General features: G+C 58.6%; 15 protein-coding genes and 1 pseudogene. 3 read left to right on the top strand and 13 right to left on the bottom strand.

Annotated features, from left to right (window positions below):
* Positions 1-2: 2 nt before the first annotated feature.
* Complete coding sequence (locus IVB13_RS00765) at positions 3-764, bottom strand: SDR family oxidoreductase (RefSeq protein ID WP_026233551.1); 762 nt, start codon at positions 762-764, stop codon at positions 3-5.
* Positions 765-1,726: 962 nt separating this feature from the next.
* Here IVB13_RS00765 and IVB13_RS00760 point away from each other — a divergent pair.
* A complete protein-coding gene (locus tag IVB13_RS00760; protein ID WP_018458293.1) occupies positions 1,727-2,461 on the top strand; it encodes a GntR family transcriptional regulator in 735 nt (244 codons plus the stop codon).
* A 533-nt stretch (positions 2,462-2,994) separates the two neighbouring features.
* Here IVB13_RS00760 and IVB13_RS00755 read toward each other — a convergent pair.
* The 8 genes from IVB13_RS00755 to IVB13_RS00720 form a co-directional block, all read right to left on the bottom strand.
* Positions 2,995-4,383: a PLP-dependent aminotransferase family protein gene (locus IVB13_RS00755; protein WP_026233550.1), complete on the bottom strand. Its 1,389-nt coding sequence runs from the start codon at positions 4,381-4,383 to the stop codon at positions 2,995-2,997.
* A 36-nt stretch (positions 4,384-4,419) separates the two neighbouring features.
* Entirely contained in the window at positions 4,420-5,853 is a 1,434-nt protein-coding gene (locus IVB13_RS00750; protein ID WP_247447199.1) for an NAD-dependent succinate-semialdehyde dehydrogenase, read from the bottom strand.
* A 169-nt stretch (positions 5,854-6,022) separates the two neighbouring features.
* Positions 6,023-6,922 (bottom strand): dihydrodipicolinate synthase family protein, encoded by a 900-nt coding sequence (locus tag IVB13_RS00745; RefSeq protein ID WP_018458289.1) that lies wholly within the window; start codon positions 6,920-6,922, stop codon positions 6,023-6,025.
* Between the two features lie 11 nt (positions 6,923-6,933).
* The gene (locus IVB13_RS00740) at positions 6,934-7,773 is read right to left on the bottom strand and encodes an amino acid ABC transporter ATP-binding protein (RefSeq protein ID WP_247487317.1); all 840 of its coding nucleotides are present in this window, start codon (positions 7,771-7,773) and stop codon (positions 6,934-6,936) included.
* Positions 7,773-8,426 (bottom strand): amino acid ABC transporter permease, encoded by a 654-nt coding sequence (locus tag IVB13_RS00735; protein ID WP_018458287.1) that lies wholly within the window; start codon positions 8,424-8,426, stop codon positions 7,773-7,775. The genes IVB13_RS00740 and IVB13_RS00735 overlap by 1 nt, the downstream gene beginning before the upstream one ends.
* A 12-nt stretch (positions 8,427-8,438) precedes the next feature.
* The gene (locus IVB13_RS00730; protein ID WP_026233549.1) at positions 8,439-9,410 is read right to left on the bottom strand and encodes a proline racemase family protein; all 972 of its coding nucleotides are present in this window, start codon (positions 9,408-9,410) and stop codon (positions 8,439-8,441) included.
* A gap of 4 nt (positions 9,411-9,414) precedes the next feature.
* The gene (locus tag IVB13_RS00725; RefSeq protein WP_247487315.1) at positions 9,415-10,371 is read right to left on the bottom strand and encodes a transporter substrate-binding domain-containing protein; all 957 of its coding nucleotides are present in this window, start codon (positions 10,369-10,371) and stop codon (positions 9,415-9,417) included.
* A 374-nt stretch (positions 10,372-10,745) separates the two neighbouring features.
* The gene (locus IVB13_RS00720) at positions 10,746-11,981 is read right to left on the bottom strand and encodes an FAD-binding oxidoreductase (RefSeq protein ID WP_247447204.1); all 1,236 of its coding nucleotides are present in this window, start codon (positions 11,979-11,981) and stop codon (positions 10,746-10,748) included.
* Between the two features lie 187 nt (positions 11,982-12,168).
* Between IVB13_RS00720 and IVB13_RS00715 the strand changes: the two are divergent.
* Positions 12,169-12,624 (top strand): annotated as a pseudogene (locus IVB13_RS00715) (Lrp/AsnC family transcriptional regulator); the annotation flags it as partial.
* An 832-nt stretch (positions 12,625-13,456) separates the two neighbouring features.
* Positions 13,457-15,127 (top strand): MFS transporter, encoded by a 1,671-nt coding sequence (locus tag IVB13_RS00710; protein ID WP_018458282.1) that lies wholly within the window; start codon positions 13,457-13,459, stop codon positions 15,125-15,127.
* 982 nt (positions 15,128-16,109) lie between these two features.
* On the opposite strand, the gene IVB13_RS00705 is transcribed toward IVB13_RS00710, so the two are convergent.
* From IVB13_RS00705 to pimC, 4 genes are all read right to left on the bottom strand, one after another.
* Positions 16,110-16,490 (bottom strand): OB-fold domain-containing protein, encoded by a 381-nt coding sequence (locus IVB13_RS00705; RefSeq protein WP_083926517.1) that lies wholly within the window; start codon positions 16,488-16,490, stop codon positions 16,110-16,112.
* 4 nt (positions 16,491-16,494) lie between these two features.
* A complete protein-coding gene (locus IVB13_RS00700; protein WP_018458281.1) occupies positions 16,495-17,649 on the bottom strand; it encodes a thiolase domain-containing protein in 1,155 nt (384 codons plus the stop codon).
* A 62-nt stretch (positions 17,650-17,711) separates the two neighbouring features.
* Entirely contained in the window at positions 17,712-18,878 is a 1,167-nt protein-coding gene (locus IVB13_RS00695; RefSeq protein WP_247487313.1) for an acyl-CoA dehydrogenase family protein, read from the bottom strand.
* 87 nt (positions 18,879-18,965) lie between these two features.
* Positions 18,966-20,168, bottom strand: coding sequence for a pimeloyl-CoA dehydrogenase large subunit (gene pimC / locus IVB13_RS00690; protein ID WP_247487311.1), 1,203 nt, complete (start codon positions 20,166-20,168; stop codon positions 18,966-18,968).
* Between the last annotated feature and the right edge of the window lie 18 nt (positions 20,169-20,186).

The raw sequence follows: 20,186 nt of genomic DNA, 5'->3' as shown, positions 1-20,186 counted from the left end.
AATTAGCTGTGCGCGCCGCCGTCAATGATCACTGTTTGGCCCGTGATCATGCTGCCGGAAAAACCTAGAAAGATCATCAATTCTGCGACATCTGTGGTTGTACAAACTTTTCTCAAGGGCGTTCTAGCGACCACGGCCTCATGACGCTCCTCCTCCCGCTTCATCGCCCAGGAACTATCGACCGTGCCGGGCGCGACAGCGTTGACACGAACGTCGGGAGCCAACGCGTTTGCCAAGTTCTTGGTTAGATTTATCACCCCGGCCTTAGATACGCTGTATGGGATCGTGCTGGCGATTCCTCCATAGCCAGCAACGGATGCCGTGTTCACGATTGCTCCCTTTGCTGATTTAAGCGCCGGTGCAGCCGCTTTGGCGCACCGAAACACGCCCATGAGATTCACGCCCAGCAAAGTCGCCCAGAGCTCCTCTGTAAGCTGATCGAGATCCGCAATCGGCACCGGTGTATTGCGACCGGGGGTCCCAGCATTGTTCAGCAGGAGGTCCAAGCGCCCAAGGCTGTCGATGGCCTTCGATACCATTCTTGGCGCATCATCGGCATCTCCCACATCGCCAGGCGCGCCAATCACTGCCAGCCCTGCCCGTTTAAGGTCCGCTAACGCGGCTTCGCCACGGTTGTCGGATGGCAAGTAATTAATTGCGACCTTAGCACCGGCTTCCGCCATAAGGCGCGCGGCTTCAAGGCCGATCCCGGAGCCCCCTCCGGTTACAAGCGCAGTCTTCCCCGTTAAGTTATACGATCTCATCCTTGCACCTTTCCGTGTTGGTATGTCTTCTCGTGGTTTGCTCTTGCGATGGACTTTCGAGCACCTCGTCTTTGATGAAAGCGCCTCTAATCTTTCGCGGGGCCGCTGATCAAGCTGGTCTTTGTTCACGCATACGAGAACGAAAGTTGCCGCCAACATCAGCGGAGTGACTGACGTCGCGAAGCAATAGCGAGCACGACCACGATTGCAGGACGCCGCAAACAGTGGCTGCAGCCATGCTGCATAGATTACTGATTATCTACAATCCGTCAACAGAATACCGTTGTTCATGCGTTTGTGTAAGGATTGCCGACGCGCGACGTCCGCGAACTCTGCACCGGTACGAAAATTTGTATTCAGGAAGAGATCACTCAGTACGATGAACCGGCAGCGGAGCACGGCCGAGCTCGGGAGGCTTGATACTCACCATTCGGCCGACTTGCCTGCTCCTGCCACGCACGATCGCTTCGATGCCTCGCAGCAATCCAAAACTCTCGCGGCGTATCCACAATCCCAGATGAGTTCGCGAACTGCTTTCTCGTGCAGCCTTGCTAATTGCGCGTGAGCGGAATCGCCGAGCGCGCCAGGAACCGACTGCTGAACGTTGACGCGGTTCCGTAGGCACACCTCAGCTACAGCTCTGCGTCGTATTCAGGTTGAGCGAAAGGTGCAGGAGCTTAGGCGAATTCAGACCGGCTTTTGAGATCTTAAGTTTTGCCGGGGTGCGTCGCACCGCGCGCTTCTCGGAGATCACTCGAGCGTTTGATCCGGCGCCAGTGCCGTGTGTCGTTCGAGGCGTAGAGTGGATCCGTGGTGCGGACCATCGAACGGCAGCGCTTCTTTCGTGTTTCATCGCCCCCTGTATATAGTATACAATGAGATTCCCGTGTACGTATCCTCTATAGGGTCACGAGGAGAACTCGATGCGAGCTAGACATGGGAATAGTGCTGTACTGGGTCAAATGACCCGTATTGAAAGCACTCAATTTGCGGCAGAGCAGATCCGCAATGCTATAATCACCGGGCATTTCAAGCCCGGCCATCGGCTTGTTGAACAGCAACTGATCGAAATGCTGAATATCTCCCGCCATCCAGTCCGCGAGGCTCTACGGCTTTTGGCGCGAGAAGGATTTGTTGAAATAAAGCTGAATAGAGGTGCATCGGTGACCGCAGTCGACGCGGACAGTATCGCCGAAGTATATAATCTTCGAATGGCCATGGGCAGGTTAGCGCTTGATCATATTTTCGCTCATCCAAAGCAAATTTCCGATAAGGCATTGAAAAAGATAGAAAAGCTCGCACAAAATGCCCTGAAATCCTCCGAATTTGAGGATCAAGCAGAGTCAGTGAAGACTGATCTTGAATTTCAGCAAGCCATCGTAGACGCGACGGGCCTTCAAAGAACGATGCGCTATTTTTCGGAACTGACCGGTGACATCAGGCGATTCAACAATTTCTTTTCCGTCGTCTACACCGATCGCAAAGGGGACGCCCAAAGGTACATTATGCGGCTGTACAAAGCGATCCGGCACGGAAGACGCGACGAAGCGCAAAAGATATGGAGCGCGAAATTTCAGAAGGCTCTCGACAGATATCTGGCATTGGTTGCTGGCACTGAGGCCGATGGCGCCGCACGAGCTAAGGGTTTCGACAGCAGCCGCACCCCCTTGCGGCGCACCAAAGCTGTCGACGCCTAGCGGTTGGTCGAGGAACATCCTTTGGTAGCAGCTATTGTTGGGCCATTATCCAAGTGGTGTAGTTGACACCCCAGTATTGGTGACTGCCAGGGCGAGTAGTCCCGAAATATGCTGGCTAATGCGACGACTGGCCCTACAGCAGGTCGTCAGAAGCATCGACGCTGAGCTCACGGTTCTCCGCGATGTTCGTTGCAGTGACAACTTGAACGTTTGCTGAAGCGAGCGCCGGTCGCCAGCGAGCGCCAGGTTGGCGTACCGCGCGTTGCCGATCAAGTGATTGGCCTGAAGGGTTGGGCGCGCGCGCACCGTGTTCTCAGGAGCCGGTGAACCTCAGCTCCAGCTTCGATCCGCTGGTAGAGCGCTAGTGATCGAGCCAAATTGAGCAACGGGGCGATCCCGGAACGGTTGGATCATGTATTGTAGGAGATTCGTGTCGCAAGCGTCCGTCGAAGCTCAGAACGTCTGAATACGAGTACAATCTCGCTCCCGTATTTGGCAACACGACGGATAGAACAAACCAGAGCGAGAGACGGTTAGGCCACAGAAACGACGTTTATCGGATAGCGAGCCAGTATATCGCGTAAAGTCTGCAGCACGTCGGAGAGTTCGAAAAGATCCCTTGGTGCGCCAAGGCAGATGCGTGTTGCGCCGGGATCAACTTCGCCGACCGCCGACGCGATGCGTGGTGTCACAAGTATGCCCCGACCTCGGGCGGTGGCGGCAAATTGATCCGCAGACCACCCTTCCGGCAATGGCAACCATCCGTAGAAGGCCGGGAAATGAAGCTTTGAGGCGTTCGGAAAAACGTCCAGGAACACCTGGTAGCGCTCGCGCGCTTGCAGACGCCGCTCATGCAGAATTTCTTCAAGCTTGCCGCTCTCGATCATCCGGATTACCACCTCGCTTAGCATGGGAGCCACAAACCAGGCGGACGCGTGCAGGAGTAGCTCGGTTTGAGCAATGTAGTGCGGCGGGACCGTTAATGTCCCGAGCCGAAAGGCGGGCGCAAGGCACTTGGAATAAGAAGTGACGTAGAAGGTGCGGTTAGGTGCCAGGGAGGCGATCGGCACCGGACGCTCCGTGAAGAAGAAGCCGTAAACGTCATCTTCTATGACGGCGAGATCGAGCTCTTCGGCTAGTTCAGCGATTCGGCGTCGGCGGGCGAGACCCATGGTGCGAGCCGTGGGGCTCTGTAAGGTTGCCATACAATAGAGCACCCGCGCGTCAGACGCGCGACACGCCTGCTTCATTGCTTCCGGGACTATTCCCTCTTCGTCCATCGTGACGGGCACCAGATTGAGGTGGCTAGCAGCGGCGATCGCTTTGAAGCCGGAATATGTGAGGGTATCGACCAAGATACTGTCACCTGGCTTTGCGACGAGGCGAAGGGCGATGTCGATGGCGTGCTGAGCGCCGTTGCATAGATACAACTGGGCAGGTTTGATTGTGAAGCTGTTATCAGACAGCGAAGCTGCGATGATCTCGCGGTGCTCCCAGATGCCGCCATGGGGATGGTAGCGCAGCAACGGTGCAAGATCAGGTTCGCGCACCACCTCATTGAACATCGTGGACAAGATCTGCCGCTCGCCACCCTCCACCGGGACGTTCAGCGCCAGGTTAACGGGTTGATGTTTTGCCGTCGGCTCAGCTCGGGAAGCGGAGCGGCGCCGGACAAAGGTACCCTGCCCGACATGGCCGCTGACGATCCCGCGTTGTTCCGCCTCCTGATAGGCTTTGCTCACGGTACCGACCGAGAGACTAAGCTCTCGTGCCAGGTCTCGGTGCGGTGGCAGACGATCGCCATCCGACAGCCGGCCATCGGCAATGTCCTGCTCCAGAGCGTTGACCAGGGCTAGGTACCGCGGTCCCTCGGAAGCGAGCTGCCGAGGTCGCCAGCCTGAAACCGGCCCGTCCAAGCTCATCTCCCGCGCTCCTTTTCGTTTCGGTCTCATCGTTTGCTAGACATGAAGATGGCCGACATACTTCCTTACCGTATAGGACTCTAAGCCTTCGATGCCGCCCTCGCGGCCCCAGCCACTGTCGCCGATCCCGCCGAACGGCGTTTCGGGTATTGTCACCACCATCTGGTTGATGCCGATGACTCCGACCTCCATCTGCTCCGCTATGCGGTTCGCAGTCGCGGCAGAGCGGGTGAAGGCGTACCCGGCGAGACCGTACGGCAATGCATTCGCCCGTGCGATGGCCTGTTCTAGGTCATCAACAGGTTGTACCAGCGCAAGCGGGCCGAACGGCTCCTCTCTCATGGCTCTCGCCTGTTCGGGCATATCCGCCAGGATGGTGGGCCTGTACATCAGACCGGCCCCCTTCAGTCTTTCACCTCCCACCACAAGACGCGCCGAATGGGATAAGGCGTCGGAGATCAGGTCGTCCATGGCAGCGATACGGCGCGCGTTGGCGACCGGCCCCACGGTGGTGGCCGCTTGCAGGCCGTCTCCGACCACTTGCTTATCCACGAAGGCACGAGCGTGTTCGAGGTACTCTTCATAAACTGGCTGTTCGACGAAAAACCGTGTCGGCGAAGTGCAAACCTGGCCAGTGTTGCGCAGTTTGATGGTCATGGAGAGCTCCGCCGCGCGCTGCACGTCGGCGTCTTTCGCGACGATCACCGGTGCATGGCCGCCCAGCTCCATCGTGGCGAGCGTCAGGGTCTCTCCTGCAAGCCGAGCGAGCTGACGTCCCACGGGTGTTGATCCAGTGAACGAGATTTTGCGGATGATGGGGGAACGCAGGAGATATTCGGACACTTCTGCCGGTATGCCGAAAACCACGTTCAGTACGCCTTTGGGTAACCCTGCGTCGGTGAGCGCCCTCGCCATCTCTAGCGTGGTCCCCGGCGTTTCCTCAGCTGGCTTGATAATGCAAGTGCATCCGGCGGCAAGAGCGGGAGCGATTTTGCGCGCGGGCGTTACTGCCGGGAAATTCCAGGGCGTGAAGCAAGCGACGGGGCCGACCGGCTCCTGCGTGACCGTCTGGCGCATATCGGGCAGGCGCGCCGGGATCACTCGCCCATAGCTGCGCCGCCCCTCTTCCGCGAACCAGTCAAAAAACTCTGCCGCGGCGGTGATCTCTCCCTTCGCTTCCGCGAGGGTCTTACCTTCCTCCAAGGTCAGCACAGTGGCGATATGGTCTAAACGCTCTCGCATCAGGCCGGCCGCGCGGCGCAAGATCTGCCCCCGCTCATACGGCGAGGTGCGCCTCCAGCCTTCGAAGGCCCGGTTTGCCGCCGTGAGTGCGCGGTCTAGTTCTTCCGTCCCCGCGTGCGGCAGCTTGCCAAGAGGCTGCTCCGTCGCCGGGTTGAGAACGGTCTCGCTTCCAGCATTGGTTTCCTCGATCCACTCACCATCTATGAGGAGTGCCAGTTTGGTATACATCTTCTATTCCTTAAACGGATATGTTGCGCTCAGACGCGAGTGAACGAGAGCCCGATGCGACCGAGCCCCTTTGTCGAGGCGGCTTAGATGTGAACCGTCTCTGCCCGCCCAATTAGTGGGTTCTGCGATCGATACTAATTTCGCCAACGGCAGGATTGGAACGATCCCCTCAGGCCTTAGCCCAGCGAGTAAGACCGGCCTCAGAGATGATCTTCGCGATGGCCGCTTTTTGTTCGTCTGCCAAAGGCAGCAGCGGCAGACGCGGGTCACCTGCGCTCCGACCTAGCTGGCTCATGGTTTCTTTGATGGCCGCGTAATAGGATCCGGACTGGAAGCAACGATAGAAGGCGAAGACGTCGCGGCCGAGATCGTCCAATCCCTTGTCACCGCCCAGGGCTTTGTCCCAGTAGTCGCGGATCAAAGGCCCGGCGATTTGATGCGCCATGGCGACAACTCCGTGGGCACCAACGGCGCGGGCCGGCACGATCATTGTCTCGTAACCGACGAAGACACGAAGTCTGTTCCCGACACGCTGCACAAGCTCAGTCACTTGAGTAATGACGCCGGAGCTATCCTTGATCGCGACCACCGTTGGCAGCGCAGAGAGCTGCTCCACAAGGGCTGGCGTGATGTCGATGCCAGCGCGCCGTGGGCTGTTGTAGAGCATCAGCGGCAGTGACGTGTTGCGGGAGATGTGTTCAAAGAAGGTCACGATCTCACGCGGACTCGGCATAGCGTAGATGGGTGGCAGGATCATGCCGCCCGCGCACCCCGCTGCCACGGCCGATTGGCACGCTTCCAGCACGTCCTCGACACGCAAATCGGCGACGCCTGCCAGCACGGGAACACGGCCGCCCACATGGTCAACGGTCAACTTGTAGAGATGCGCGCGTTCGGCCTTGGTGAGCGCATAAAATTCTCCGGTGCTGCCAGCGGCCACGACCCCCTGCGCGCCATTGGCGATCGCATCGTCAATGAGCGCCTTATATCTGGTCTCATCAATGGAGCCGTTGGCGCTAAAGGGAGTGACGAGCACGGGGAAGATACCGCCCCAGTTCACGTTGGTCATGATTTACAGTCCTATGCTGGAGATGTGGATGGAGGTGCGGCCGCCTGCGAAGTGAGGGGGCCGAGAAGGCGAGCCTGTTCAGTGAACCGGCCGACGAAGGCAGCGAGCCTCGGGTTTTGGCTCGAAAGCAGGAGTTCACGGGGAGCTCCGCTGGCTGCAACGACTCCTTGGTCCATGAAGACCACCCGATCAGCCAGCTCATAGGCGAAGCCGATTTCATGGGTGACGATCACCATGGTCATTCCTTCGGCGGCGAGCTGGCGGATGGCGGCGAGCACCTCGCCCACTAGTTCTGGGTCCAGCGCCGAGGTCGGCTCGTCGAAAAGCATGATGGTGGGCTGCATAGCTAGCGCCCTGGCGATGGCAACGCGCTGCTGCTGACCGCCCGACAATTGTGAAGGGTATTTATGCCCGGCCTCGGGAAGACCCATACGGGTGAGGAGCTCGCGACCCCGGGCCTCGGCTTCGCCGCGCGCCACTTTCTTCACCACTACTGGGGCTTCGATGATGTTCTCTAGCGCCGTACGGTGGGGGAACAGGTTGAAGCTCTGGAACACCATTCCGGTTTTGACGCGCACCGCGCTGACCTGCCGGCCAGAGAGCTTCAGCCGCTCGGCCCCGCAGCGACGGAAGAGAGGCGCCCCCTCGATGACGATCTCGCCCTGGTCAGGCTCCATCAACAGGTTCATGCATCGTAGCAGCGAGGTTTTGCCCGAGCCGCTCGCGCCAATCAGGCAGACCACCTCTCCGCGATGGACATCGAGATCGACGCCGCGAAGTACATGATTTTTTCCATACGATTTCTCTATGCCCCGTACGCTCAGTACGAGCTCAGAGGATGTTACGGCCATCACGCGGCCTCCTTGCGTTCGAATCGCCGGGAAAGAGCGCTGAGAGGGAACAACAAGAGGATGAAGACGAGGCCGATCGCGGTGTAGACCTCCATCGGCCGGTAGGTGAAACTGGCTATATAGCCGGCTTGATAAAGAAGGTCGGGGATGGTCAGCACGGAGAGAAGAGTCGTGTTTTTGAGCTGCATGATTGTCTGGCCCATCAGCGGCGGCACCATGCGGCGGAGCGCCTGCGGCAGGATGATCCGCTTCATGCGCTGCACGTACCCCATTCCCAAAGCGATTGCGGCATCGGTCTGGCCACGGTCGATCGACTGGACGCCGGCACGCAGGATCTCCGCATAGAAGCCGCTGGCGTAGAACCCGAGACCCAGGATGCCCGCCGTTTCCTTGCCGATCTGGATCTGAAGAAAGATCGGCAGCGCGTAATAGGTCCACATCAGCAGCACGAGCAGGGGAATGTTGCGGAAGAACTCGACCCAGACTCGGCCGGTCCATCGCACCAATGGCCAGGGGGTGAGCTGAAGGAGCGCCACAAAAAGGCCGATCACCAATCCGATGGCGCATGTGTAGATTGTGTACTTCAGAGTGACGAGCAGGCCGTAGGCAAGAATGTCCCAATTCGCAAAGACGATGGACGGATCAAATTTCATGGCACTCCCCCGTCAGGTGGGAAGAAAGCCGGCTGGCAGCGGATCGTCCGCTTCCAGCACGAGCGTAGAGAATGCAGCGATATGAGCCATGCCCCGCACCTCGGGAATGACCGCGGGCTGGCCATCATGCCCTCTGCCCAACTCCGCGATCTTGGCCTCAAAGGGCACGCCAAGAATGTTCTCCGCTCGGTAGTGCGCGCCCACGACCAGCTGCCCGCGGGCGTGAAGCTGGGCCAATCGGGCGGATGTCCCGGTGCCGCAAGGCGAACGGTCGAACTTATTGCCGGCCAAAATCACCAAATGGCGGGCGCCAGCCGTAATCGACTGGTAAAACAGAACGCTGTCGACCTGCGGCACTCCGCTTCTCGCATTCAGCGCTTCCTTGATCGCGACCCCCGCGCGGCACCATCGGCTGGCATGGTCGATGCTGAATGGAAGATCGACTTCGTCCGCGTCGACCAGTGCGTAGGTGATCCCGCTATAAGCAATGTCGCAGGTCACTGTGCCGAGACCTTCGACCTCCGAAACAACATCGGAGGCGAGCACAAAAGAGGGTACGTTGCGCAACAGGACAGAGGTCAGCCGCCCGGCTTCGAACGTGCCGGTCACATGGACGATACCCGCCGGGGTCTCGATGGACATGCCGTTTCGCTCAAAGCCGTACGGGAGCGCCCCCATCGCAGCTAGACTGGCGATGTAGCCAATCGTGGCATGACCGCACATGTCGGCATAGGCGTAGGAGAAGATGAAGAAAAGACCCTGGTCTGCCTCACGGGAGGGCACGGGCACAGCCGCAGCCGTGGCGGCATGCCCGCGCGGTTCATGGAGCAGTAACGTTCTCAAGCCGTCATGGTTGTTGCGGAAATCGTCCCGCTGCTCGCGCACGCTGTCCCCGCGTAACGGAGGGATGCCCGCCATGACCGTTCGGGTGGGATGCCCTGCGGTGTGGCTGTCGATGACTGTGAAGAGACGGCTCGTACGCATGGCGTCAGCAATACTTGCCGGACTGGGGAACCACTTTCATGTCGATGCCGCGCTCGAGCATGTAACGAGTGATGCGCGAGCAAGCGAGGCCGAGCGAATTCTGCTGCGACATCCAATTGGCCAGGAAGTTGGAGAAGCCCTCGTTTCCGGCTTCGCGGCGGATGCCGATCGTCGCAGGGTTGCGCAGGATCGGTGTGGGTACCACGGCCTTGCCGACGCCCTTGGAGTCGAGAAGGGCCGCATCCTGGTCGGCAATGATCATCGCGTCGATTTTGCCTGACTGTAGCTCTAGCACCGCTTGGTCGCGCGTGGGCACCACGACGATGGTGGAGTTCGGGATCACGGATTCGGCGATGACTTGCATTGTGCCGCCCTTCTGCACGGCGACGCGCACTTCCTTCTTGTCCATCTCGCGCCAGGTCTTGGGCGTAAAGCCAGGACGCGCGACGAGCGCCCAGATGCCCTCAACAATGGAGCCCGGGACATAGTCGATGACGAGGCCACGGCGAGGGTTGGGATTAAGCGCCACCGCAAGGTCGATTTTGCCGGCCTGAAAGTCGGCTGCGAGGTTGCCCCAGGTGGTCTCATAGTATTCGACCTGAACGCCGAGCAGACTCGCGATATCCTTACCCCAGTCGACGAAAAATCCTGACCATTCGCCCGTGCGGGGATCCTTGATGTAGCCCGGCTCTTCCGCGACCATCACTGGAAATTTGAGCTTGCCACTGGCCTTGATCCGGTCGAGCACCAGGGAGGGATTTTCAGCCCGAGCCGGCATGGAGGCCGGACCGAACAGCGCCGCCGCACCAAAGGTGACAGCAACAATCGCACGCAGGTAACGATTCATGGGAATGCTCCTCCCTCGTTGTCCTAGTCTCAGCAGACTCTGTATTATGACAATTCGATAATGTACTATATCAAAACTGGGTGACAACGCAATACAAAAAGATATCGTGCTCATGCAAAACCTGCTCCGGGCGAGGCATCCCTGTCGAACGGAAGCAGCGATCGAGCGCCGGCGGCGACCAAGCCTCAAGCATGGTAGCGGGCAGGACACCCATTTTTCTCTGTCCTAGCGTTGCCAAGCAGATCAAGCTCCCCTGTGCACAACATGCATGAATAAGAAGCACGAAGCTCACGGCAGGATACAATTAGAAGTCGGGTTCACCGGCATGGATCTGCCCCCTTCGGGAGAAACCTTGGTCACGGGCAGCTCGCCATGGTTTTCAACCGTGCCAGTCACTCTGGGCGGATAGCTGCGTCCCACATCAAAGCCTCCGCCGAACGGCAGAGACGCTCAGCATCAAGCAGTCAACGCTAAGTGGCTACCCCCTCTTATCGAAGGCGGTAAGGGACGCTTGAAATGCGGGGCGCGCGGCCCGCCACGAGGTCAGAGATGATAGCCGCAGTCATGGGGGCACCGCTGATGCCCATGTGACCATGACCAGTGGCGAACAAGATGGACGCGTGCTTGGGATGGGCGCCGATGATCGGGAGGCTGTCTGGCGTCGATGGTCTTACACCCATCCAGTCAGTCACCTGGCTGAGGGAAATGTCAGGGAGCATCGTGCGGGCGTAGGCTTGCAGCTTCTTGTTCTGCTTCACGTTGCGCGGCGCGTCGGGCGCATCGAATTCGGCGATGCCCACGATGCGCAGCCCTTCCTGGAGCGGCGTGGCAACGAAGGCTGAGGCCGCGTCGGTGACCGGGCGGCTAATGGCACCGGAACCAGCGGGCATGGTGATGTGATAGCCGCGCTCACTGGCCAGCGACAGGGAAATTCCTAGGGAGCGTGCCAGATCGCGGCTAGCGATACCCGCCGCGACAACCACCTTGTCATAGCGGTGGGGACCGGCGCTCGTTTGCAGCGTTACACATTCCGTGCCCGGCTCTATCGTCTCAACGCGCGCGGCCCGAATTGAAGCGCCTAGCGCAATGGCTCTATTCATCAAGCCCTCTACCAGCCCCGGAGGCGACGTGACGTGACCACTGCCGGGAAAGTATATCCCGCGCTTGTAATCGTGGGACAAAGCAGGCTCCAACTCGTATACCTGCTCGGCGCTTAGCTTCTCAAAGGCCACGCCATGCCGCGTCCGCAGGCCGTCCACCTGCTCTTCCAGCGGGCTCGGCGATCGGTTGCGCCAAACATGGAGAGCGCCGTTCGGCCGGAACAATCGTTTCCAGTCGGTGTCGCCGAGCATATCGCGATACAGAGCCGCGCATGGTTGGTTAAGGGCGTGCAACGCCGTATAGGCCGCCTCCCAGGTCTGCGGACGCCCCGTACGCAGGAAGCGTACTAGCCATGGCATGGTGCGGGGCAATTCACGCGGGGCGAGGCGCACCGGGCCATCAGCATCAGCGAACCAGCGCAACGCGCGCCACATGACACCGGGATGAGCCATAGGAAGAGCCGATCCAGCATTGTATTGGGCGCCGTTGCCCCAAGAGCAACCGTGGCCGACGCGGCCCTCCTCGAAGACCGTGACGGTGTGCCCCTCCCGCGCTAGCATAAGCGCGCAACTCACCCCGACTACACCGCCTCCAATGATAGCGACGGCACGTTGTTCAGCCATGTGTCTCCTCCAATAAATGCGCAACCAAGGTCCACTGCCGCGGGCCGCCACTGTTTATAGGTATCGTAATACTGTTCCTCATGTTCTGCATCACTTGTCATGCAATTAATATAGGACAATACAGCCAAATTGCTCTATTACAAGTACCAGGCACCCCACTAGCTTGGAATTGACCGGAGCCCTGGATATGCAATACGACCGAATAGACGCCCACATCCTCGAGATCGTACAAAAGAACAACCGTGTGACCTGCGAGGTGATGGCTGAAGCGGTTGGTCTTTCGACAACCGCATGTCAGCGTCGACTGAAGCGGCTTCGTTCGGAGGGAATCATCGAGGCCGATGTGTCAATCGTTTCGGCGAAGGCAGTGGGATGGCCCCTACAAATGCTGGTACTGGTGACACTGGAACGCAAGCGTTCTGATGTCGTAGATCGGTTAAAGAAGGCCATCAAAGCGTCAGTAGAAGTCATCAATGGCTTTTACATTACCGGCGACGCAGACTTCGCACTCTATATTGCCGCCCATACGATGGAAGAGTACGAGGAGTTTACGCAACGGTTCTTCTACGAAAACCGGGATGTCAAAAGCTTCAAGACATTGGTTGTAATGGATCGGGTGAAGGCAGGCTTCGCGATTCCAGTGGCAATTCCCGACAACCGGTATAGCAATCCCCGTTCAGCCAGCGAACAGCGCCGGACGCACAGCCGACGACGGCCGCGCACAGTCGAATCAGCTTCAACAACAACCGTGCCCTCGCATCGTCGATCGGCAGAATTGTAGCTGCATCTCCGAGTGCGCGCGTAGCTGCTGCGATCAATTCATGCTCCGCCTGTTGCGTGCATGGCTGTGCTCGTGTGCGCGGACGCGTCACAGCGCCAAGACGCGTGCCGCGCGAAGACGGCGGAGCGGATGTTCCTCCAAACATTTTATACCCCGCCACTTAGCGAGAGCTACGATGCTTATTTCGGATGTTCCCGAAATGGTTTAGTGAGTCGTGGCGAAGCCTACATAGGTTTCATTGGCTCCGGCTGTAGCGATTCTGATGCTGTTAGCAAACTCCGCACTTGCCGCATTTTTCAATCAACCACGCGCACATTACGCGCAAAATACGCAATGCTTTACTCTACGATCGGCTCAGTAGGCGGCTTCGATCTGGCGTTAAGAGGCCGACTTACACTCACGTCCACGAACCGTTGCCGTGAAAGTCGCCAACTCGGAATCGCTAAATGAATCCACTAGAGGCCGCTCATCGAACTATTGAGGCGCAGCAGGTCGCAGGTACACCGCCGCTCTACCGCTCTCAGCCGAAGATCGTCAGCTCGCGCCAGGATAGGACTCTTCTATCACCGTCTGATCGCCGCTGTCTGCGGGAAACTGCATCCCCAGTTTCTTAGATGGTTGAGAGAGGCCGACTTTGCGGAATCATGTTTTTTGCGCCCCGTAAGAATATCGAACAGGTAAGCTCCAAACTCACATGAGTGATAAACCAAAACTCCCGACGGGTAACGCCGACGGGATCACCGCCCCATTCCAACATGCCGCGTTCCGTCGGATATGGCTTGCAAGCCTGCTCTCCAATCTCGGCGCCCTGATCAGGGGGGTGGGTGCCGCTTGGGCGATGACTCAGATGACATCGACGGCCGAGATGGTCGCCCTGGTGCAGACGGCGCTGATGCTGCCGGTCATGCTGATCTCGATGCCGGCCGGAGCGATCGCGGACATGTATGACCGTCGAATGGTAATGCTATTCTCACTCGGCGTCTCGTTTACAGGCGTGACGGCCCTGACTACGCTTGCTTGGCTCGATCTAACCACGCCAAACCTGCTGCTGGCGCTCTGCTTTGTGGTCGGCAGCGGTGTTGCCTTGACAGACCCGGCTTGGCAGTCCTCCGTAAGCGAACAGGTGCCTTCGGAAGCGTTGCCCGCGGCAGTAGCGCTTAACGGCATCAGCTACAACATCGCGCGTAGCGTCGGGCCCGTAATAGGTGGAATCGTCGTTGCAGCCGCTGGCGCGGTGGCTGCGTTCGCGCTTAGCGCGCTCCTATATCTGCCGCTGGTAATCGCTCTGCTTCTCTGGAAGCGCGTCAGTGAACCCTCGCGGTTGCCGCCCGAAAGCCTGCACCGTGCTATGGTGTCAGGCATACGCTACATCATTCATTCGCCTGCGATCAAGATCGTCCTGATCCGCTCTATGTTTATGGGTGTTTTCGGCGGTGCGATCCTTGCTTTGATGCCGCTGGTGGCGCGCGATCTTCTGCACGGTGGTGCGGAAATCTATGGCATCATGTTGGCCTCCTTTGGTCTAGGGGCTGTGATCGGCGCACTCAAAATCACGGAGATACGTAAGCGGTTGAGCGGGGAGGCTGCGATCCGTGCGTGCGCTGTGTCCATGGGCGGGGCAGTTGCTGCAGTCGCGCTGAGTCGTGAACCGGTTCTGACTGCGGTTGCGCTGGTTGTAGCAGGGGCGGCATGGATCGTGGCGTGGGTACTGTTTAGCATCGGCGTGCAATTATCAGCGCCGCGCTGGGTGGCAGGACGATCACTCGCAGCTTATCAAGCTGCCAGTTCTGGGGGGATTGCCATCGGTAGTTGGGGTTGGGGACATCTGACGGATTCTGCAGGAGTCGGCGTAGCGCTTCTGTTCGCAGCTGTCGCGCTGCTCGTTTCTCCGCTGCTCGGGTTCCGGCTGCCGATGCCGCGCGTCAACGCGCAGGACGAAGAACCTACTATGCTTGAAGATCCAAGCGTGAGGCTGGCCCTGACGGAGCGCAGCGGGCCGCTTGTCGTGGAGATCGAATATCGAATCGCGCGACAGAACGCGCGCTCGTTCCACACTTTGATGCAGGACATCCAACTATTCCGTCAGCGCAACGGAGCCTATGGCTGGTCGCTTGCCCGAGATATTTCGGATCTCGAATTGTGGACCGAGCGTTATCACTGCCCTACGTGGCTTGATTACTTGCGCCAGCGCAACCGCGCAACCCAATCGGAACGAGCGCTAGATGGGCAGGCAAGTGCCTTCCACATCGGTCATGAACCTGTTCGCGTCCGACGTATGCTGGAGCGTCCGTTCGGATCAGTACGCTGGAAAGAAGCAGCGCCCGATGACGTCGCAGACGAGCAATTGCGCGGCACGGATTCGTAATGGTGACAAATTCCGGGACGTTGGCTTGAGGCGTTGAACTTTGGCAGGGACGGGCGTGCATCGCTCATGGCAGTAGGTTTATCTTCCGGAGGCATACCGACGCGCTCAAGCAGAGTTGCGGAACGAACGAAGGTCGCTCCCACAATAAGCAACAACGTCTCAGCAGCTGTGCGAAGCTCTCGACGAGCGTCGGCGCAAGAATGTTGGCGTAAAAGCGAGTTATGCAGCATTTTTGGTAACGAGGCGATCGGGCGGTGTGGCTTGCCGGCATGAGGATGACGTTGATGCCGTCGTTGAATCTGACACTTGCGTCGTTCATGGCGTATCGCTTCCCTCGAGAGCTTCTGAAACGGTCGGCACTCGCCTCGATAGGCCGGCTATCGCAGGCCGTCATCACTCACGTTCCCGCATGGCTCTCAAAGCGGCGAGCGATAGCTGCGAGATGCGCCGCCGAGCCGTTAACTGCCAGTGAAGCGAAGCCCGAACGATCGGTTGGGCGGCCGCTATTAGCTGCGCACACACATTCGCAGCGATCGGCAAGCGTAGGACGCTGCCTTTCTGATGCTCCTTTGCAGCACGATCACAACAGCCGGGAGAATGGACCACCCTGCGCCCGCCCTGTCCTTTCCGACTGACCACTCCCGGATCGCAGGCAGGCGGTCCTCCAGTGTGCCGCCTAGGTCCGAGCTTCGCGATGCTGGTCTCTCGGCTAGATGCTTCCCTAGGAAGACTCCGGCTCTAAGCTGACCTGGCACAAGGGGGGCCACTCCCGGAGGAGCGGCCCACCAGGGTCAGGCAGGATGTCCCCAAAGGGACCTCTAGGATCAGGCCGCAACTGCTCTGTCCGTGAGAGAGGCCACAGATAACTGCCAGCCATCGAGGTCGCATCTTCTATCCGGTCTCGCCGTTCACGACAGACGGAGATGGACCTTTCGGGACGAAGTTGATGCCATTCTCAGCAAGCTGACGCGGTTTATCCAATCTAACGCACGACGAAGAGAGGTACAGGTGCTTGTGTAACAGCTGGCTTGAATGTCACCTTTACGCTCGTGCCGATCGACAGTGCGCCTGGATCAGCATCTATCACATTGGTCAGCATGATCGGCCCCTCGGTAAGCGCCACATAAGCGACCACATATGGCTCTTTCCCCATGCGGTTTATAGCGAAGGAGTAAATCTCACCCTCGCCCGGTGAATCCTGCCAATCAATAGTCGTTGACAGACAATGCGGGCAGATGCCGCGGGGATACCAGTGAGTTCTGCTGCATTGCCGGCATCGTGGCAGCACGAAACGACCAGCAGCCGCCGCCTCCCAAAACGGCTTAGTCTCTGGACTCTGTGCAATAAATTCTGTGCCAATCATCGGACTACTCCCGTTCCAGGATAAGGGTCGCGCTGCTGTGCCGAGTACCCATCAGCCATCCTGTTCCATGCGCCAACGCCAAGGCGCAATCCTTGACCTGCACGGCCGGATGGGCCTCGCCACGCAGCTGGCGAACCGCCTCAATGACCTTTGTGATTCCGCCCCTCATTGCGGGATGATTGTTGCACAGACCACCACCGTCAGTATTGAAAGGCAAGCGACCGCAGCCGGAGATCAGGTTTCCTTCTGTTACAAAACGGCCACCCTGTCCCTTTTCACAGAACCCGAGATCCTCCAATGCGATAAGCACTGTGATCGTGAAGCTATCGTAAATGGAGGCGTATCGAATATCGCTCGGCCTGACCCCAGCCTCTGCAAACGCAGCGGCGCCTGACTGCCTGGCCGCCGAGGCGGTTAGCTCGACCGCGCCAGCTGACTGTCCCTGAATGGCCTCACCTGCCCCGATCATCTTCACCCGGGGCCGCCGGAGGCTCTTGGCAATCTCTGGTCGGGTTACTACAACGGCTCCGCCGCCATCAGAAATCACGCAACAATCAAGGCGATGTAACGGCTCGGAAACCATTGGAGACGCCAACACATCCTCGGTGGTCACCACTTTCGGCAGCATGGCATGCGGATTGTGCTGCGCATGGTGAGAGGCAGCCACTTTGATCCACGCCAGCTGCTCGCTAGTGGTCCCGTACTCATGCATATGACGCCTCGCGCAAAGCGCGTAGATATCGACTAGCCTTTGCCGCAGCGGCCATTCCCACAACAAGTCAGGCTGAGTGAAGTCTGGTTGGGACTCTACGAATGCGGTGCGAGGGCGGCCGGCTAAAGTAATCAACGCGACGCTACATTTACCCGCCGCGATGGCCTGCGCGGCATGGGCGATGTGCTGCAAAGGCGCGGAACCCCCGATATCAGTAAAGTCACAATGCCGCACCTTCAGGTTTAGGAAGTCGATCACCGGAAGGGGGCGAAAGCCTGGTTCATCGCCAGCGGAGAAATAGCCGTCGACATCGTCTTTACTCAACCCAGCGTCGGCTAGGGCGCCAGCTGCGCATTCGGCGTGAAGCTGCATCACCGACTTGTCTGGCGCCCTTCGCGTGGGATGCTCGTATGCACCGACTATGTAGGCCGTTTCGACGCGAGCCATGATTATCCTTTCGTCCTCGTGATTAGAGAAGTTGCGATCACTCCAATGACCCACCCCTCTGGTTACATACTCTGCTCGTCGTCCTCGTTGATCAGCCCGCCAAAAGAGGCAAGCCGTCGCAAATGATGATCGGTATCTCCAAACAAGGTGTCTATCATGGTCACACGCTTGAAGTAGTGACCGATGCTGTATTCCATTGTCATACCAACGCCACCATGCAGCTGGATCGATTGCTGGCCGATTGCTTTGGCCGAATGTCCTATCTGGACCTTCGCCGCTGAGATTGCTCGAGAGCGCTTCGCCGGATTACCGTCAGCTACCATCATCGCAGCGTAGATCGCCATGGAGCGTGATTGCTCCAGTTCGACGAACATGTCGACAGCACGATGCTGCAGCACTTGGAATGAACCAATCGCCGCGCCGAACTGCTGGCGCGTCCTTAGATAATCGAGCGTGATCGTTTGCATTCTCGCAAAACATCCGACCGCTTCCGCGCAAAGCGCTGCTACGGCTTCATCAGCCACGCGGGAAATAATTGGGAATCCGCCGAACGGATCTCCAATGACGCCGAACGGCTCAACGCGCACCCTCTCGAGCGTGACTTCGGCCGCGCGCAAGCCATCCTGTGTCCAATAGCTGCGTCGCGTTACACCTGGCGCGTCACCCGCAACTAAAAAGAGACCAATCCCATCCTTCTCGCGCGCTGTTCCAGCTGTTCGCGCGGAAACGAGCAGTTTGTCGGCCGCCCCCCCGTGGAGGACGAGAGTCTTGGCGCCACTCAGCGACCACGCGTCACCGTCCCGTTTTGCTTCCGTCCGAACATCGAAGAGATCGTATCTCGACCCTGGTTCGGCGTAAGCAAAGGCAAACTTCGTCCGCCCCTCTACAATCGCGGGGATCAACTCTGCCTTTTGCGCTTCACTTGCACCATGGCGCAGTGCGCCCGCAGCGAGCACTACTGTCGCAAAATAGGGTTCAAGTATGAGTGCTTTTCCGAAGGCCTCCATCACTATCATCATCTCAACCGCGCCGCCGCCGAAGCCCCCGTATGCCTCGCGAAACGGTAATCCCAAAAGCCCGAGCTCGGCATAGCGAGCCCACATCGCGTCGCTAAAGCCAGCTTCCTCGCCCTGGTACTTGCGGCGATGATCGAAGGCGTAATCTTCGAGCATGAGCCGCTCGATACTGTCATTGAGGAGCCGCTGCTCCTCCGAAAACTCGAAGTCCACCAGTTAAGCCTCCCGAACTAGAGCAATGCCCGTTAGATCTGCCCCGAAACGGTGTGTCCGCCTCACGCAGTCGACCTGCAACAGGCATTAGAGGCGAAGGACCGCCTTGGCGATTATGTTTTTTTGGATTTCATTGGAGCCCCCATAGATTGAGACCTTGCGGGCATTAAAATAGGCTGGAGCGATAGGGGCGGCCCAATCAGGGCCGATCGGGGGCCCATCGAGGTTCTCACCATCATCTTGCGACACATAGGGCAGCGCGTAGGGTCCTACGACCTCAAGCAGAAGCTCAGCTGTCGCTTGCTGTATTTCCGAACCCTTGATCTTGAGAATGGCGCTAGCAGGATCTTGCGTGGACTCCTGTCGCTTTGATGCGTTAGCGACGACGCGAAGCTGCGTGACCTCCAGCGCTTTTAACCCAACTTCAAGTGCGGCAACCTTCTCTCGGAAGGAGGCCTGGTCGATCAGCATCTTTTCACCAACGCGGCATAAGGAGGCGAGGCACTTAATGCGCCGGATACGCTCTTTTGAAGAGCCAACGCTAGCGATGCCGAAACGCTCATTCCCAAGGAGGAACTTGGCGTAGGCCCATCCCTTGTTCTCCTCGCCAACAAGATTAGTGACGGGCACTCGCACGGTGTCGAAGAAGACCTCGTTCACTTCGTAGCTACCGTCGATAAGCTGAATCGGACGCACCGTAATGCCGGGCGACTTCATGTCGATCAGTAGGAAGGAGATGCCCAGTTGCTTCTTGACATGAGGGTCCGTCCTGACCAAGCAGAAGATCCAGTCGGCATATTGCGCAAGAGTCGTCCAGGTCTTCTGGCCGTTGACGATGTAGTGATCGCCATTCCGCACAGCTCGCGTCCTGAGGGAAGCGAGGTCTGAGCCGGCGCCGGGCTCCGAGAATCCCTGGCACCACCAATGATCGGCGTTCGCAATGCGCGGTAAATGATACCGTTTCTGCGCCTCGTTCCCGAACGTATAGATCACTGGTGCTACCAAGCCAGGCCCGAAACTTGGCAACCCGCGCACCGGGTACATCTGCAATTCTTCACCAAATATGTAGCTCTGCGCAGGACTCCATCCCGTTCCACCGTATTCCTTGGGCCATTCCGGAACAGCCCAGCCCTTCTTATTCAATGTTCGCGTCCAGCTGACGATCTCGTCTTTCGTGAGATCTCGGCCTTCGATGAGCTTGCGACGCGTCTCCGGCGGCACGTGATCGCGCAGGAATTGGCGAACTTCATCGCGAAACGCTCGCTCTTGTTTTGTGAAAGCAATATCCATCAAGCTGCCTGTGAGAAA

This window comes from Bradyrhizobium sp. 17, assembly GCF_023073515.1.
In the GTDB taxonomy this organism is placed as follows: Bacteria; Pseudomonadota; Alphaproteobacteria; order Rhizobiales; family Xanthobacteraceae; genus Bradyrhizobium; species Bradyrhizobium canariense_D.
Note: the sequence above shows the minus strand (reverse complement) of the source record. Positions and strands in the feature narration are given on the sequence as shown.